This window comes from Streptomyces sp. NPDC006385 (assembly GCF_040612485.1).
GTDB lineage: Bacteria > Actinomycetota > Actinomycetes > Streptomycetales > Streptomycetaceae > Streptomyces.
The window spans coordinates 1-15,042 of the sequence record NZ_JBEXQG010000121.1 but is presented as its reverse complement, the minus strand read 5'-3'; the positions used below and the strand labels follow the sequence as shown (position 1 = coordinate 15,042).

Sequence of the window (15,042 nt, the reverse complement as noted above, 5' to 3'; positions counted from 1 at the left end):
TCCGCCATCCGCCGGGTGCCCTCGTAGGGCGTGGCAGGGTCGCCGGTGTTGCCGACCAGCAGGATCGGTGCCGCGCCCGGCGCACTCACCTCCGGCCTGCCCCGTCTCCGGCTTGATGTCGAAGTACGCCAGCGGATCACCGTCGGCGACCGCCGCGTCGTACAGCAGGATGCGCAGGTCCCGTACGCGGTCGAAGGGGACGCCGTCCGCCGAAGCGACCAGCAGAATCTGTCCGACCTCGGGCTCGACACCGGCCAGCTCCGTCTGGATCGTGTCGGTGAGGCCCTCGGCGAGCCGCTTCTTGCCGAGCCGCCAGACCTTCCCGGAGGGGTGCCGGGGCTGGTTGTAGAAGACGAAGTCCTCGTCGGAACGCACACGACCGTCGGGGCCGAGGAGCAGCGCCGAGGCGTCGACATCCGGAACCCCCTGCCCGGGCGTCCAGCGCAGCACGGCGCGCACCGTCGTGGCTTCGAGCGGGACGTTCGACCCCTTCAACATCGCGTGCGTCATGCCGTCATCCTGCCCTCTCCGTCCTGCTCACGACAACGCGGGGGTGTGACCGGCCGTGTGCGGTCATGTTTGTCCGCGTTACCAGAAATTCATGCCCAGTGGGAACCCCCGACGTGGGTACCTACGTACTATTACCGGCCACCTGTGAACCGGTCACAGGGGCCACTGAGTCACCACGGGGGAGCTCTATGCGTCATTTCGGGCACATCGCCCCGGAGGTGCGGCAGCGCCTCTTCCATCAGGAGCCGTGCGAGTTCTCCGCCGACTCCCCGGCCCGGCTGCTCTCCGCGGCCCTGGGCGCCACGCTCTACAGTCCGGCCACCCGGCCGCGGCTCGCCGACGACATCGTCAAACAGACCGGACGCGGCGTGGTCTCGATGGTGCTGTGCCTGGAGGACTCGATCGGCGACGAGGACGTGGCGCAGGGCGAGGAGAACCTCGTCGGGCAGTTCACCGACCTCGCGGAGCGGGAGAGCGCCGGCGATCTGCCGTTGATCTTCATCCGGGTGCGGAGCCCCGAGCAGATCCCGGATCTCGTACGGCGGCTCGGTCCCGCCGTCCGGCTGCTGTCCGGATTCGTGCTGCCGAAGTTCACCGAAGAACGCGGCATGCCCTTCCTGGAGGCCCTCGCGACCGCCGAGGCCCTGAGCGGGCGACGGCTGTTCGCCATGCCGGTCCTGGAGTCGCCCGAGCTGCTCTACCGCGAGTCGCGCGTGGAGACCCTGGAGGGCATCTTCCGCGCCGTCGACAAGTACCGCGACCGGGTCCTCGCGCTGCGGCTGGGCGTCACCGACTTCTGCTCGTCGTACGGGCTGCGCCGGGCCCCGGACATGACCGCCTACGACGTCCAGATCGTCGCCTCCGTGATCGCCGACGTGGTGAACATGCTGGGCAGAGCCGACGGCACCGGGTTCACGGTGACCGGGCCGGTGTGGGAGTACTTCCGCGTCCAGGAGCGCATGTTCAAGCCGCAGCTGCGCCGCAGCCCCTTCCTGGAGGGCCAGGCCGAGGAACTGCGCGAGGCCCTCATCGAGCACTCCATGGACGGACTGCTCCGCGAGATCACCCTCGACCACGCCAACGGCCTGCTCGGCAAGACCTGCATCCACCCCTCCCACGTGCTGCCCGTGCACGCGCTGTCCGTGGTCAGTCACGAGGAGTACAGCGACGCCAAGGACATCCTGCGGCCCGAGCGCTGCGGCGGGGGTGTACTCAGGTCGCAGTACACGAACAAGATGAACGAGGTGAAGCCGCATCGCGCCTGGGCCGAGCGGACCCTGCTGCGCGCCGAGGCCTTCGGCGTGGCCAACGAGGACATCGGCTTCGTGGAGCTGCTCGCCGCCGGAATCCCGGCCTGAACCCAGGCCGACCGGCTTCTCTACCCAAGGGACGCATGAACAACGCAGTGAACAACGGGGACTGGTCCGGCAGCTGGGTCGCCGAGCGGCTCGGAGTCCAGCTGGAGGGCGACGACGGGCTCAGGGACCTGCTGGGGCTCGCCCTGCGCCGCAACCCCAAGCGGGCGCATCTGCTGGTCTCCCACGTGCTCGGCAAGCACGTACCGCAGTCGCCCTCCGTGGTCTACGACGCCGGATTCACCCTCGGCCGCCGGGTGCGGGACCTCCTGGGCGCCGACCAGGCCGCCAGGGCGGTCGTCCTCGGCTACGCGGAGACCGCCACCGGCCTCGGCCACTCCGTCGCCGACGGCATCGGTCTCGCCCCCTACCTGCACTCCACCCGCCGCCCGGTCGCCGGGGTCGCCCGCGCGGGCGGCTTCGAGGAGTCCCACTCCCACGCCACGTCCCATCTGCTGCTGCCGGAGGACCCCGCCCTGCTGGTCGGCGACGGGCCGCTGGTCCTGGTCGACGACGAGTTCTCCACGGGGAACACGGTGCTGAACACCGTCCGGGATCTTCACGCGCGCTATCCGCGGCGGCGGTATGTCGTGGTGGCGCTGGTGGACATGCGGTCGGCGGCCGACGCGGGACGGCTGGAGGAGTTCGCGCGGGAGATCGGCGCGCGGGTGGATCTGGTGGCAGCGGCTTCGGGGGCGGTGCGGCTGCCGGAGGGGGTGCTGCAGAAGGGGCAGGAGCTGGTGGCGCGGTACGAGGCGGAGAGTGCCGTGGAGGGTGGTGCGGCGGCTGCGGGACCCGTCCCCACCGGCCCGCCCCCGGCGGACGACCGCACCCACCCCCACCTCGCCCGCGTAGACCTGTGCTGGCCTCCCGGCCTCCCCGACGGCGGCCGCCACGGCTTCACGCCCGCGCACCGCACCCGCCTCGAAGGCGTCCTCCCCGCCATGGCCGCCCGCCTCGCAGAGGCCCTCCCCGCCGACGCGCGCCGCGTCCTCGTCCTCGGCTTCGAGGAGCTGATGTACGCCCCGCTCAGGCTCGCCCGCGAGCTGGAGCGGACCACCGACGCCGAGATCCGCTACTCCACCACGACCCGCTCACCCGTCCTCGCCGTCGACGACCCCGGCTACGCGATACGCACCCGCCTCGTCTTCCCGGCCCACGACGACCCGGCCGACGGCCCCGGCGAGCGCTACGCCTACAACGTCGCCGGCGCCGGCTTCGACACCGTCATAGCCGTCGTCGACTCGGTCGCCGACACCCCCGAACTGCACGCGCCCGACGGCCTGCTGAACCAACTCGCGGCCCACACCCCGCGGGTCGTCCTGGCGGTGGTGCCCTCGTACGTCCCCGGCCCCGTGCCCCTTCCCGAAAGGCGCTCCATGCTGCCCGAGCCCCTCCGCGGCCCCGCCTTCTCCTCGTACGCGCCCGAGGAGGTCGGCTGGCTGCTCCAGGACCTCTCGGACGTGACGCTGGAGGCGCCGACCGAGGAGCGCGAGGAGGCCATCCAGAGCGGCGGCGCGCACTACGCCGAGTCGCTGCCCGTGGAGTACCAGCCCAGCGAGCAGTACCAGGCGCTGTTCCACGCGGCGCTGGAGGAGTCGGCGGCCCGGCTGGCGCAGGCGGCCGGCGCCGTCACCGAGATCGTGCTGGCCGAGCGGTCGCCGCGCCCGGTGCTCGTCTCCCTCGCCCGCGCCGGCACCCCCGTGGGCATCCTCATGCGCCGCTGGGCCCGGTTCCGGCACGGCCTCGAACTGCCGCACTACGCCGTGTCGATCGTGCGCGGCCGGGGCATCGACGCCAACGCGCTGCGCTGGCTGGCCGCACACCACGACCCGCGGGACGTCGTCTTCGTCGACGGCTGGACCGGAAAGGGCGCCATCACCCGCGAACTGGCCGAGGCGGTACGGGAGTTCGAGAAGTCCGACGACATCACCGGCTTCGACCCGGAGATCGCCGTACTCGCGGACCCGGGCTCGTGCGTGCGGACGTACGGCACCCGCGAGGACTACCTCATCCCGTCCGCGTGCCTCAACTCCACGGTCTCCGGACTGATCTCACGCACCGTCCTGCGCGCCGACCTGGTCGGCCCGCACGACTACCACGGCGCGAAGTTCTACCGCGAACTCGCCGACACGGACGTCTCCGTGGCCTTCCTGGACGCCGTGTCGGGGCGCTTCCAGGAGGTCGCGGACGCGGTCGACGCGCAGGTCAAGGAACTGCTGTCCGGCGACCGCGCGCCGACCTGGGCGGGCTGGGCGGCCGTCGAGCGCATCAGCGAGGAGTACGGCATCCACGACGTGAACCTCGTCAAGCCGGGCGTCGGCGAGACCACGCGGGTGTTGCTGCGCCGGGTGCCGTGGAAGATCCTGGCGCGGGCCGGTGCCGGCGCCGACCTGGACCATGTCCGACTGCTGGCCGAACAGAGAGGGGTCCCGGTGGAAGAGGTCGCCGAACTGCCGTACACCTGCGTGGGGTTGATCCACCCCAAGTACACGCGGGGCGCGACGGGCGCCGACGGCAAGGCGGTGAACGTCTGATGCCGGTGCTGGTGGCGAGCGACCTCGACCGTACGCTGATCTACTCCGCCGCGGCCCTCGCGCTGACCATGCCGGACGCGCGGGCGCCGAGGCTGCTGTGCGTGGAGGTGCACGAGAGCAAGCCGCTGTCGTACATGACCGAGACGGCGGCACAGCTGCTGACCGACCTCGGCGACGCGGCGGTCTTCGTGCCGACCACGACCCGGACCCGCAAGCAGTACCAGCGCATCAATCTGCCGGGCCCCGCGCCGACGTACGCGATCTGCGCCAACGGCGGCCATCTGCTGGTCGACGGCGTCTCCGACCCCGACTGGCACGCGCAGGTCACGGCCCGGCTGGCCGAGCGGTGCGCACCGCTCGCGGAGGTGCAGGACCACCTGATGGCGACGGCGTCCCCGGCGTGGGTGCGCAAGCACCGGATCGCCGAGGACCTCTTCGCGTACCTGGTCGTGGAGCGCGAGCTGCTGCCCGAGGAGTGGGTGAAGGAGCTCGCGGTGTGGGCGGAGAACCGCGGCTGGACGGTGTCCTTGCAGGGCCGCAAGCTCTACGCCGTCCCCAAGCCCCTCACCAAGAGCGCCGCCATGCACGAGGTCGCCCGCCGCACCGGCGCCGACCTGACGCTGGCCGCCGGCGACTCCCTCCTCGACGCCGACCTCCTCCTCGCCGCCGACCGCGGCTGGCGCCCCGGCCACGGCGAACTCGCCGACACCGACTGGACCGCCCCGGCGATCAGCGCCCTGCCGGAGCGGGGGGTGCTGGCCGGGGAACGGATCCTGCGGGAGCTGTTGAGGACGACGCGGGCTCCTCGGTAAGGGACCGCCCCAGCGGCTGCCGCGGGTGCCCCCGCCGAGGCGGCGGCTTTCGCGGCCGCCTCGGCCGCCCTGGCGAATGCCGCGCCGAGGCGGACCGGTCGGCCCGGTTCGGGTGGGGGGGCTGGGGGCCGTGCGCCGGGACTGGCGGATCATGGACGGGCGCCGACCGGGCAGTGGATACGGTCGGCGCCTGTGCCTGAGCCGAGGTGCCGGGCGGGAGACGTGGTCGGTATCCAGGGCCTGGGCGGGTCAGCCGCAGCCTCCGCCCGCACCGCTCGCCTCGGACACGGGCGCGGGGGCGGGCGCGGGGGCGTTCGTGGTGCAGCCGTCCGCGGCGACCGGGGTGGCCGGCGGCTGGCTTCGGCTCCGTCGCGTCAGCCGCAGCAGCCCCCGCCGCAGCAGCCGCCGCCTCCGGCGCTGGTCTTGGGCGCGGGCGCGGCGGCGTTCGCGGTGCCGCCCACGGCGACCGTCGACAGCAGCTTCACGGTGTCCTCGTGCCCCGCAGGGCACGCGGCGGGGGCGGACGACTCCGCCATCGGGCGGCTCAGTTCGAAGGTGTCGCCGCAGCTGCGGCAGCGGTACTCGTAGCGAGGCATGAGCACAGGTTAACCGGCGTCCGGGGCCGGTCGTAGGCACCGAGCCAAGCCCCCGTCAGTGACCGGCGCCGCGCTCCTCGCGGATTCGCGCGACCACCCCGGCCACCGTGTGCCGTACCGCCTCCGTCTCGGTCAGGAAGTGCCAGTAGTCCGGGTGGCGGCCCTCCAGCGTGCCTATCGCCCGCTCCAGCCGTGCCACGGAGTCGTCCAGCGGGCGGGCGTGCCGCGGATCGGGCGTGTTCCGCCCCGCCATGGCCAGCCGCTGGGCGTCCCGGATCGCGAACCGCGTCCGCTCGATCTCCCGCTGCGGATCCTTCTGCACGGCGTTCAGCCGGCGCAGCCGGTCACCGGCGGCGGACACCGACTCGTCGGTGCCGTTCAGCAGCGCCCGGACCGTCGACAGCAGCGCGGTCGCGTCCGGCCAGCGCTGGTCGTCGCGCGCGGCCCGCGCCTCCTTCAGCTTCAGCTCGGCCTGTCGTACGTTCTCCGCGGCCCGCTCCGGAACGCCCTGCAGGTCCTGCCAGCACGCCGCCGTGAAGCGCCGCCGCAGCTCGCTCAGCACCGGCTCGACCTGCTCGGCGCGCGTGGTGAGCGCCTGCGCGCGCGTCCGTAGCGAGACCAGCCGGCGATCGATCTCGGCGGCCCGCTCCGGCAACCGCTCGGCCTCCACCTGGACCGCCTCGGCCGCCCGCGCGACGCGCTCGGCACGCTCCAGCGTCTGCGGGACGCCATGCTGCCCGGCGCCCTGGTTCAGCTTGGTCAGCTCCGGGGCGAGCGCGGCGAGCCGGGCGGCCAGGTCGTCCGCCTTCAGCCCCGACGTCCGTACGGCGTCCAGGGCGTTCGAAGCGGCGAGCAGCCCCTGCCGGGCGCGCTCCACAGCCGGGGCGAGCCGGGCCAACTGGGTCTCGGCCTTGCCGAGCAGCGGCCCGAGCCCGTCGGAGAACCGGTCCAGGTCCTGCTTGACCCGCCCCAGCTCGTCCTTGGCCTTCGTCAGCTCGGTGCGGGCGCGGGCGGCCGTCGCGGCGTCCAGGTCGTCCCGGTCGAGGTCGTGCGCGTCGACGGCCTGGATGTACTGGTGGCTGACCTCGTCGATACGCCGCCCGAGCGCCTCGAAGTCCGTGAGCGCCCGGCGGGCGGCCGGGGAGTCGTCGACGGCCGTGATCGTCTCGATCGAGATCCGCAGATCCCGCTGGGCGGTGTCCAGCTCGTAGAACGCGGCCGCCGCCGCGTCCTTCGCGGCCTGCGCCTCGGCCCGCTGACCCTCGGCCCGCCCACCGAACCAGCGCCGGGTGCCGCCGCCGGCGAACGCGGCGGGCAGCGCCAGGGCGGCGACGAGGGGGAGGGCGACCAGGGCGAAGGTGTCCCGCAGGGCGCGGTGCGCGTGACGCGCGTCGCCACGGACGCGGCGTACGGCTCGCGAGGCGTCGCGCACGGTGGTGGACGCGGTGCCGTCCGCGGTGCCGTTCGCGGTGTCGTCTGAGGTGTCGTAGGCGGAAGGACCGCGCTGTGCGCGCGGCACTGACGGCGAGTTCGGCTGCGGAGGTGTCGCCGTCACATCCCTCTCCCGTGCTGTCATTCACCCTGCCCGGTGTCATTCTCCCACCGGTTTAGGACGAACACACGGGCCGGTCAGTTCGCCGTTCGCACCGAAACTTCTCCGTCGCCGGTACGGGCGGAGACCACATGGGAGCTGGTGTCGTCCCGGGGCACGGACACGTCCACCGAGCCGTCGCCGGTCTCGGTCGTCACGCGGTACGTCGCCCGCGGCAGCTCGATCGACACGTAGCCGTCACCGCTGCGGGTCTCCACCAGGTCGGGCACGGTGCCGAGTTCGAGCCGGACCGATCCGTCCCGGGTCCTCGCCTTCACCTGGCGCGAGGTGACATCGGAGACGCTCACGGAGCCGTCGCCCGACTCCAGGTCCAGCGGACCGCTGGAGTCGGTGACATGCACGGACCCGTCCCCCGTACGAACGCTCAACGCGTCCCGGAACCCCCGCGCCCGCACGCTCCCGTCCCCGTCCTGGACCTTCACCGTGACGCCGCGCGGCACCTCGATGCGGTGCTTGGTCGAGCAGTCGGCGATCATGCCCGAGCACTTCTCCCGCAGCACCAGCCGGTCGTCCCGCATCTCCCAGGTCACCTTGGGACCCGACCCGACCGTGACCGACCCCTGGAACCACCGGGTCACCTCCACCGTGCCGGCCTCGTGCCCCTCGGCGGCGACGATCTCCAGCGCCGAGTCGTCGGAGTCGACGGTCAGCGTCCGCCCCTCCAGCGCGAAGGACCGGCGCTCGGGATCCTTGTCGTCCCCGGCGGAGGCCCCACAGCCGACGACACCGGCGAGGATCACGACGACCGCTCCGGCGACGGCGACGGCACGAGCGGGAACGGTACGGGCCATGACGATCTCCCCCTGAGACATCCCCAGGACCGCCTCTTACGGGCCCGGGACTTCGACGGTGCTTCGACCGTACGGACCCCGGGCCCACCGCGGGATCCGGGCCGCTCCCGGAATCTTGCTGGGGATAACCCCAGGACTCCCCGGGCTGCCCGCGATACGGGTTTGCGGGACACGGCCCCTGGCAAGGTAGGCTGTCGACTCGTTCTCGGGTGCGTAGCTCAGGGGTAGAGCGCCTGCCTTACAAGCAGGATGTCGGCGGTTCGAAACCGTCCGCGCCCACCAGGCTCTAAATAGCAGGTCATCGGCCTTCCAGGGGTTTCCCTGGAGGGCCTTTCCTGCGCCCAGAGTCCACATCAAGTCCACAACCCCAGATGATCATGGTTCCGATCTCTGGATCGGGGGACCTGATCAAAGCGCTGAGCGCTCTATGGTGCCAGGAGGACGAGGACGGCGCGATTCCCTCTCGCGCGCCAGACACAGGCTCGTCGTCACCTGCGGGACCCGGGTGGGCAGAACCGGCTCGTGGGCGGCGAACCTCGCCGAACGCATCGGCGGGGGTCGTTCGTGTAATTGACTCGCCGCTCGGCGCACAAGGGCCACACTTCGATTACGTGGCCCGCACATATAATCCCAGGGCTTCAAGATCACACAGTGCGTCACTTCTGAGGCTGGCAGAAGATCACCGGTATTCCAGCGTGGACGGGTGCCCGACGACCAGCCCGAATGGATCCGCCTCGCCTGCCAGCAGCAAGGCAGCCGCGTCTGTCAGGCCCGCGAGCACGCCAGCCTCACCCAGGAGAAACTCGCCGAGCGAACCGAACTCGGACGCTCAACCATCCAGCGCATCGAGGCCGGCGAGGGCATCGAGTACGCCCACCTCGTGGCCATAGCCCACGCCCTCGATGTGGAGGTCCCCGACCTCGTACAGTGAGCGGTCGCCCCCCGACGGGGGTGACGGGGGCGACCGCCCTTTCCCGGCGCCGGCCATTTGCCGTCCCGGTGCCGAGGGTCTACAAGCGCGTACCGACCGCGATCCGCTCGTTGCCCCCGAGCAGTGGCAACGCCCGCATCAGGATCAGCAGGCGGCGCTCATCCAGGTCTTCGATGGCGATCAGCGGCGTGATACCGATGCCCACCATCGAGAGCACCAGCCCCAGGAACGCCCGTTCCCCCTCGTCGAGGCCGAGCGTGTAGACGCGCCCCATGAGACCCTCCCAGTTGGCTCGCAGGCGGCCGTCCTCCTTGACGACGAGGGCCGCGCGCACGTTGTCGCGGGCGAGGATGGTTCCCTCCTCGGCCAGGGCCTGCGCGGCTGCACGGCCCCGACCGCTCTGGGCTGACTCCATGAGCAGCTGCCCGAGTGTCGGGGTGTCGTCCGTCGGGATGTCGACTTCATCGGTGGGCTCTGCTCTGGTCTCGGTCGTCGTCATGATGCCTCCGCGCGTCGTCCACCCGGGCCGAACGCGGCGCCGAGTACAGCAGAATTGGTCAGTCGCCCGGACCCGTCGGGGCGCGTGATCCACATCCGGCCCTCCACCTGCCACCCCGTCGGCGGGCAGTTCAGGCACCAGCCCGCAGGCTGCACCACGACCTTCCGCACGTCGGCCAGTTCCTCGGCCGAGTCAGGCGGGACCAGCCACCAGAGCTTGTCCAACTCCGGGTCGGCGAGAATCGGGCCCCGATGCTCATCCCGAATGCGGATGAGCACGTGATACGCGGTGGCGAGACGCGCTTCCGCGACCAGCCACCGGCCGCCGGAGGCGATCGGGGCGAGGGCTTCGTTGTCCCACGCCGAGCGGACGAGGTCCGGGTACGCGGAGCAGTCGGCGAGCCACGCGTCCCCGGCCTCGTACCGCTGGGCGCACTGCATCCTCGGGTGGGCCATGGCCAGGACCGTACGCAGGACGATTGCGCGTCCGCGCGGCGATTGCGCGCAATTGCGCAAGCTCGTACGCCGATTGCCGAGATTGCTACCCCAGGTCCAGGGCCGCCCGGGCCCGGCCGATCAGCCGCCGCGCCAGCGCCCCGTACTCGGCCGACTCCGTCAGCCAGTCCCACGCCCGCTCGTACACCGCGATGTCCTCATCGCCAGTGAGCCACAGTTCCTCGCTGATCGTCTCGACGATGACCAACCGGCGGTCGTAGATCCAGAACGCGTGCGGGGCCGTACGGCGCAGCTGCGCGCCGAAGGGAATGATGCCCAGCTCCACACGGTTCCGGCCGACGAGGGTGTAGAGACGGTCCAACTGCTCAGCCATCACCTCCACCGGGCATGGGCGGTGGTAAAGGGCGGCTTCGCAGAGAACGAAGTGGAAGGTCTTGTCCGGGTTGTAGAGCGCCTCTTGTCGCCGCATCCGCGCCTCAACAGCCGCGTCGGTCGTCGGCCGGATACCCCGGAACTCGGCGAGGCCATCGAAGACCACACGCGCGTACTCCGGCGTCTGGAACAGGCCGGGGATCCTCGACACTTCCAGACCGCGGATCTCCTTCGTGGCCTCGGTCAGCCTGACCCCGATTTCCTGGCGCCCGCGGTGTCCGCCGGCGAGCTGCCGCCCCCACGAGCGGTGTCGCTCCTTCATGCCCAGTCCGGCCAGCAGCCCGTGCAATTCGTCCACGACATCCGGGCGGTCGACTGCCTGTGCCCACGCGGAAAGATCGTCCCGGGTCGGAGTCTGCTTGCCGTTCTGCAGCCGGGACACCTTCGACGTCTGCCAGCCGAGCCTGGCGGCGAGGTCCTTGCCTTCCAGGCCGGCCTCGACACGCAGGCCGCGCAGGCGTGCGCCGAGGGCCTCCCTGGCAGTCTGGAAGTCGGTGGTCACATGGTGGAACGTACCCGCTCGGCGAACTGCGCTGTAGGCACGGCGTAATGCCAGGCGGCATCGCGGGCCTGGCAGGCGGCGAGGACCTCGGCCGGGTCCTCGGTGAGGTAGACGCCAAGGGTGGTGTCGTCCTCGTCGAACGCGAACCGAGCAAGGACGTTGGAGTCGAAGACCCAGAAGTCGTAGTCCGGCAGCCGCAGTTCCTTCGCCTGAGCCCGGGTGAGGTTGCGAATGTCCTCGCCCGCCTGAACGTTCCCAGGAGCGGCGGCGAGGAGGAACCGCTGCCCTTCAGTGGCCGGTTCATCCACAATCCGGACGCGCTCGAACCTCTTGCCCGCCGCCGTCTGGGCTGCGATGTTCTCCAGCCAGTTGCTGGACTCACTGGCGATGTCCTCACCGGCCTGCCAGCGCTGCCACTTGGGGCTGCGGCGGTCGGAAGCGTAGCCGCGACGAGTCTCCAGCCGCCAGGCGGTGTGCCGGAACTCGCGGAAGAGGTGGGAGATCGAGGCGAACGGCAGTAGCTCGGGGCTGTCGGTTCTCGGTGCGTAGCGCACGAGGAGGCTGCGTGGGACGCGTACGAACGTCTCGGAGCTCTTGACGTCTCGGAGCTGGACAAGGTGGTCGGGGTCGGTCTCGCGGTCGCCCTGAACGAGGATCTCGTCTGTCTCTGGGATGTCATAGAGGGTGGGGCAGTCGCCTTCGTCGCTGGTCGTGCCGATGAACCTGAGCGTCATGTGCCCTCCGCGTCGACGGGTTGGAGACCCAGGATGCTCGCGCGCGCGTGGACGTGCTCACTGATTGCAGCAGATTGCGTGCGCCGAGTGCGACCGGCGGATTGCGCGCAATTGGGCATGACGAAAGGCCCTCTCTCGCCAGGTCCTCTGCCATCGCTGGGGAAACCGGCATGGTGACCACTCCCAGGCGGAAGAATCAAGGTGGGCTTCTGGAGGATCCGTTGATCAAAAACACCTGCTTGATCCTCTTAGGTGTAGCCGTCCTCCTGGCGGTGCTGAAGTGGGCAAAGGTGCCGCAGGTGGACGGCTCCACGCAGTCACCTGCCTGGGTTTACACTCCGCCGCCCCAGTTGCCCCCGACGCCGCCCGCGCCCCAATTCCCTTTGTTTCCTGGCGGCCTTCGCTGAATTTCAGGCCCTCGTTTCGCCTGGAGGGAGCTCAGCTCACCGGCCAGCCGGAGCGCCTGCCTTACAAGCAGGATGTCGGCGGTTCGAAACCGTCCGCGCCCACAGCCGTGGAGGACCCCGCCGTTCGTGGTCGGGGTCCTCGGTGTTTCAGGTCTCCCGCTCCGGCGTTTCGTGGGCGTGCTTCAGTTTCATGCGGGCGTCGACTCGTTCCGCCCCGGTGAGTTCGGACCAGAAGCGGTGGCCGCTGACGAAGATCGCGAGTTCGTGTTCGCGGCGGCGGAGCTTCTCGACCTCGGCCTGCTCGTCCTCCGTCCAGCCGGGGGAGGCGGGGCGTTCGATCTTGCGCCAGCCGTTGTCGTCGCTGAAGCCGTCCAGGGGAACGACCGACCAGGGAAGCCGCCTCAGCAGGGCCGACAGCTCGGCCCGGACCTGATGCAGCTCCTCCTGGCCGGCGAGGAGGTCACTCGGAAAGTCATAGGGCGTAGCCACGTGCCAATGCTACGCCTGTTCGATTTTGGGAGGCGAGTTTCTTCGAGGGGTTCATGCGAACGAGTGTGTGGGCGCGCGCGGCGGGCGCCACTTTCGCAACCGGCCCTAGTAGCCCGCTGCCCGCAACTCGCCCACCAGGCGGGTCGCCACCGGCGTCGGCACCCCGTGCCGCTCCGCCGCGCGCAGCAACGCCCCGCCGATGGCGTCCAGTTCGAGAGGGCGGCCCGCCTCGGCGTCCCGCTGCATCGATGACTTGGCGGTGGGCGGGAAGGCGTCGTGGCGGGCCAGGACCTGGGCCGGGTCGGCGGGGCCGCCGCAGGCGCGGCTGACGGCCGCCGTCTCCTCGACCAGGGACGTCAACTCCTCGCGGTGGCGCGTGCGTACGTCGCCGATGGGGACGGCGTGCCGGGTGGTGAGCAGCGCGAAGGGGGCCAGCAAGGACATCTTCGCCCAGAGGGCCGCCGTCTCGTCGGGGAGGACACGGGTGGTGGGGCCGGCCTCGTCGAGGGCCCGGGCGAGGGCGTCGAGGCGGTCGCGGGGAACCGTGTCGCCGGCGAGGTCGATCTCGGCGAAGGGGGTGCCGTGTTCGATCTCGCCCGGGGCGACGCGCGTCGACTCGGCCCGGATGACGGCGGGGGCGACCCGGTCGGGGCGGTACCGGGCGCGCAGCGTCTCCGGGTGTTCGACGCCGTTCAGGAAGGGGACTAGCAAGGCGTCGCCGAGCGCGGTGGGCGGGACGCGGGCCAGGGCCTCGTCCAGGGCGGTGGCCTTGACCGCGACCAGGCAGACGTCGACCGGTTCGCGGAGCTCGGTGTCCGCCTCGACACGGGCCGTGAAGTCGCCGAAGAGGCCGCTGCGGACATGGATTCCGGTCGCCCGCAGGGTCGTGGCCGTCTCGTCGCCGGCCAGGCAGATGACACGGTGGCCGGACCTGGACAGCAGCGCGGCGAGCAGGCCGCCTATGCCGCCCGGGCCCAGTACCGCCACCGTGAGTTCGTTCTTCGCCGTCATGGGAGTCCTCTCGTCGGTCGGCCCCAGCGGTGGCCGCCTAGGGCATGATCATGGCAGAGGGGGCCCCTTTCGAGGGAGACTGTTGGGCATGTGCCGCAGTATCAAGACGCTTCGTCCGCCCGCGTTGCCCGAACGGGCGACGGAGGAAGAGATCCGGGCCGCCGCCCTGCAGTACGTCCGCAAGGTCTCCGGCTTCCGGGCCCCGGCCGCCCACAACCGGGAGGTCTTCGACCGTGCCGTCGACGTGATCACGGAGGCCACGGCGGAGTTGCTGGGCGGGCTGGAGGTGCGGGGCGCAGGGGTGGCGCGGAAGGCCGGGTAGCGGGCCGGGCGGGCGCGGAGCCGGACGCGCGCCGGCAGGGCAGCGCGCGGGCAAGCAGCGCTCAGTACGCACACCGGGCGGGGAGCGGCGCTCAGGACCACGGGTGGCGCGGGCCCGCGCCGGCCGCACCCCTACGCCGGCCTCCGCCGCACCACATACGTGGCCGCCGCCCCCGCCGCGAACAGCGCCCCCACCGAAACCGCCGTCGCCACCCACGTCGGGCCCAGCCACTGGGCGCCCAGGTAGCCGAGGGCCACGCTGTAGATGGCCCAGGTGAGGCCCGCCAGGGCGGACCAGGGGAGGAAGTCGCGGGCGCTGCGGTGGGTGGCGCCGGCGCCCAGGGAGACGACCGAGCGGCCGGCGGGGGCGAAGCGGGCCAGGACGACCAGGGCGCCGCCGCCCCGGGCCAGGGCCGCGCCGAGACGTTCCTGCGCCGACTTCAGGCGGCGGGAGCGGGCGATCGCGTGGTTCAGTCGGGTGCCGCCGCGCCGGGCGAGGCGGTAGGCGACCAGATCCCCCAGGACGGAGGCCGTCGCGGCGCAGAGCGTCAGGGCAAGGATGTCCGGGACGTCGTCGGGGACCCGTCCCGTCGCCGCTCCGGAGCCCGCGGCCGCCGCCGTCGCCGCCGTGATCACCAGGACGCCGCTGGGCAGGACCGGCAGGAACACATCCAGCAGGACGGACAGTCCCACGGCCACGTAGATCCATGGGGCCGCTGTCAGCGAACCCACATCGTCGAAACCCTCCAGCACCGCAACTCCCCGTCGACCCCCGTGGCCAGACCGTGCCGCGATGTCGCGGGGGAACGGCAGGTGCGGCCTATGACAGCCATACAGCGTACGCGGGGGGTGTGACAGGAGGTTCATCGGGGGCTCGTGTGTTCGGCACCGCATCTTCACCCGCCTGCCGCGACACCCCCGTTCCACCGCCGCCCAGCACAACGGCGCCCGTACCCGCTCGAACGCGCCCCGGTGCTGCGCCGCGTCAGCACCGCGCCGGTGCACGACATCGCCGACGTACGGCCGGACCTGGTGCCGGTCGGCGAAG

At 71.7% G+C, this 15,042-nt stretch carries 16 protein-coding genes, 2 tRNA genes and 1 pseudogene; 7 read left to right on the top strand and 12 right to left on the bottom strand.

What is annotated here, in order from left to right; genetic code table 11:
- A partial coding sequence (locus ABZ078_RS42710) for an alpha/beta hydrolase (protein ID WP_356583934.1) occupies positions 1 to 89 on the bottom strand: 89 nt, incomplete at its 3' end.
- Between the two features lie 7 nt (positions 90 to 96).
- Positions 97 to 510 (bottom strand): annotated as a pseudogene (locus tag ABZ078_RS42705) (TerD family protein); the annotation flags it as partial.
- Positions 511 to 698: 188 nt separating this feature from the next.
- Here ABZ078_RS42705 and ABZ078_RS42700 point away from each other — a divergent pair.
- Genes ABZ078_RS42700 through ABZ078_RS42690 form a run of 3 tightly spaced genes read left to right on the top strand, consistent with a single transcriptional unit; the run spans position 699 to position 5,214 of the window.
- The gene (locus tag ABZ078_RS42700; RefSeq protein WP_356583932.1) at positions 699 to 1,868 is read left to right on the top strand and encodes an HpcH/HpaI aldolase/citrate lyase family protein; all 1,170 of its coding nucleotides are present in this window, start codon (positions 699 to 701) and stop codon (positions 1,866 to 1,868) included.
- A 35-nt stretch (positions 1,869 to 1,903) separates the two neighbouring features.
- Positions 1,904 to 4,402 (top strand): phosphoribosyltransferase, encoded by a 2,499-nt coding sequence (locus ABZ078_RS42695; RefSeq protein WP_356583931.1) that lies wholly within the window; start codon positions 1,904 to 1,906, stop codon positions 4,400 to 4,402.
- Positions 4,402 to 5,214, top strand: a complete 813-nt coding sequence (locus ABZ078_RS42690) for an HAD family hydrolase (protein WP_356583930.1) — start codon at positions 4,402 to 4,404, stop codon at positions 5,212 to 5,214. Before ABZ078_RS42695 ends, ABZ078_RS42690 begins: the two co-directional genes overlap by 1 nt.
- Before the next feature lie 374 nt (positions 5,215 to 5,588).
- Here ABZ078_RS42690 and ABZ078_RS42685 read toward each other — a convergent pair whose 3' ends face one another.
- The 3 genes from ABZ078_RS42685 to ABZ078_RS42675 all read right to left on the bottom strand — a co-directional run bounded on the left by ABZ078_RS42685 (position 5,589) and on the right by ABZ078_RS42675 (position 8,213).
- Positions 5,589 to 5,810 (bottom strand): zinc ribbon domain-containing protein, encoded by a 222-nt coding sequence (locus ABZ078_RS42685; protein WP_356583929.1) that lies wholly within the window; start codon positions 5,808 to 5,810, stop codon positions 5,589 to 5,591.
- A 55-nt stretch (positions 5,811 to 5,865) separates the two neighbouring features.
- On the bottom strand, positions 5,866 to 7,179 hold the full coding sequence (locus tag ABZ078_RS42680; RefSeq protein ID WP_356583933.1) for a hypothetical protein: 1,314 nt from the start codon (positions 7,177 to 7,179) through the stop codon (positions 5,866 to 5,868).
- Positions 7,180 to 7,439: 260 nt separating this feature from the next.
- Positions 7,440 to 8,213 carry a DUF4097 family beta strand repeat-containing protein gene (locus ABZ078_RS42675; protein ID WP_356583928.1) on the bottom strand — a complete coding sequence of 258 codons (774 nt, stop codon included), beginning with the start codon at positions 8,211 to 8,213 and terminating at the stop codon, positions 7,440 to 7,442.
- Between the two features lie 207 nt (positions 8,214 to 8,420).
- Between ABZ078_RS42675 and ABZ078_RS42670 the strand changes: the two genes are divergently transcribed.
- Both ABZ078_RS42670 and ABZ078_RS42665 read left to right on the top strand, forming a co-directional pair.
- Positions 8,421 to 8,495: transfer RNA gene (locus ABZ078_RS42670), tRNA-Val, on the top strand.
- A 421-nt stretch (positions 8,496 to 8,916) separates the two neighbouring features.
- Complete coding sequence (locus tag ABZ078_RS42665) at positions 8,917 to 9,144, top strand: helix-turn-helix transcriptional regulator (RefSeq protein ID WP_356583927.1); 228 nt, start codon at positions 8,917 to 8,919, stop codon at positions 9,142 to 9,144.
- Positions 9,145 to 9,223: 79 nt separating this feature from the next.
- On the opposite strand, the gene ABZ078_RS42660 is transcribed toward ABZ078_RS42665, so the two are convergent.
- The 4 genes from ABZ078_RS42660 to ABZ078_RS42645 all read right to left on the bottom strand — a co-directional run bounded on the left by ABZ078_RS42660 (position 9,224) and on the right by ABZ078_RS42645 (position 11,766).
- Positions 9,224 to 9,643 carry a hypothetical protein gene (locus tag ABZ078_RS42660; protein ID WP_356583926.1) on the bottom strand — a complete coding sequence of 140 codons (420 nt, stop codon included), beginning with the start codon at positions 9,641 to 9,643 and terminating at the stop codon, positions 9,224 to 9,226.
- Complete coding sequence (locus ABZ078_RS42655) at positions 9,640 to 10,098, bottom strand: hypothetical protein (protein WP_356583925.1); 459 nt, start codon at positions 10,096 to 10,098, stop codon at positions 9,640 to 9,642. The genes ABZ078_RS42660 and ABZ078_RS42655 overlap by 4 nt, the downstream gene beginning before the upstream one ends.
- An 85-nt stretch (positions 10,099 to 10,183) precedes the next feature.
- Positions 10,184 to 11,032 (bottom strand): helix-turn-helix transcriptional regulator, encoded by an 849-nt coding sequence (locus ABZ078_RS42650; protein ID WP_356583924.1) that lies wholly within the window; start codon positions 11,030 to 11,032, stop codon positions 10,184 to 10,186.
- Positions 11,029 to 11,766, bottom strand: coding sequence for a DUF6879 family protein (locus ABZ078_RS42645; protein WP_356583923.1), 738 nt, complete (start codon positions 11,764 to 11,766; stop codon positions 11,029 to 11,031). Before ABZ078_RS42645 ends, ABZ078_RS42650 begins: the two co-directional genes overlap by 4 nt.
- 432 nt (positions 11,767 to 12,198) lie before the next feature.
- Here ABZ078_RS42645 and ABZ078_RS42640 point away from each other — a divergent pair.
- Positions 12,199 to 12,275: transfer RNA gene (locus ABZ078_RS42640), tRNA-Val, on the top strand.
- Between the two features lie 45 nt (positions 12,276 to 12,320).
- Here the strand turns inward: ABZ078_RS42640 and ABZ078_RS42635 are convergent.
- Positions 12,321 to 12,662 carry a hypothetical protein gene (locus tag ABZ078_RS42635; RefSeq protein WP_356583922.1) on the bottom strand — a complete coding sequence of 114 codons (342 nt, stop codon included), beginning with the start codon at positions 12,660 to 12,662 and terminating at the stop codon, positions 12,321 to 12,323.
- A gap of 105 nt (positions 12,663 to 12,767) precedes the next feature.
- Positions 12,768 to 13,673 (bottom strand): 2-dehydropantoate 2-reductase, encoded by a 906-nt coding sequence (locus ABZ078_RS42630; RefSeq protein ID WP_356583921.1) that lies wholly within the window; start codon positions 13,671 to 13,673, stop codon positions 12,768 to 12,770.
- 88 nt (positions 13,674 to 13,761) lie between these two features.
- Between ABZ078_RS42630 and ABZ078_RS42625 the strand changes: the two genes are divergently transcribed.
- Positions 13,762 to 13,995 (top strand): DUF2277 domain-containing protein, encoded by a 234-nt coding sequence (locus ABZ078_RS42625; RefSeq protein ID WP_356583920.1) that lies wholly within the window; start codon positions 13,762 to 13,764, stop codon positions 13,993 to 13,995.
- Positions 13,996 to 14,126: 131 nt separating this feature from the next.
- On the opposite strand, the gene ABZ078_RS42620 is transcribed toward ABZ078_RS42625, so the two are convergent.
- Positions 14,127 to 14,747 carry a VTT domain-containing protein gene (locus ABZ078_RS42620; protein ID WP_356583919.1) on the bottom strand — a complete coding sequence of 207 codons (621 nt, stop codon included), beginning with the start codon at positions 14,745 to 14,747 and terminating at the stop codon, positions 14,127 to 14,129.
- Between the last annotated feature and the right edge of the window lie 295 nt (positions 14,748 to 15,042).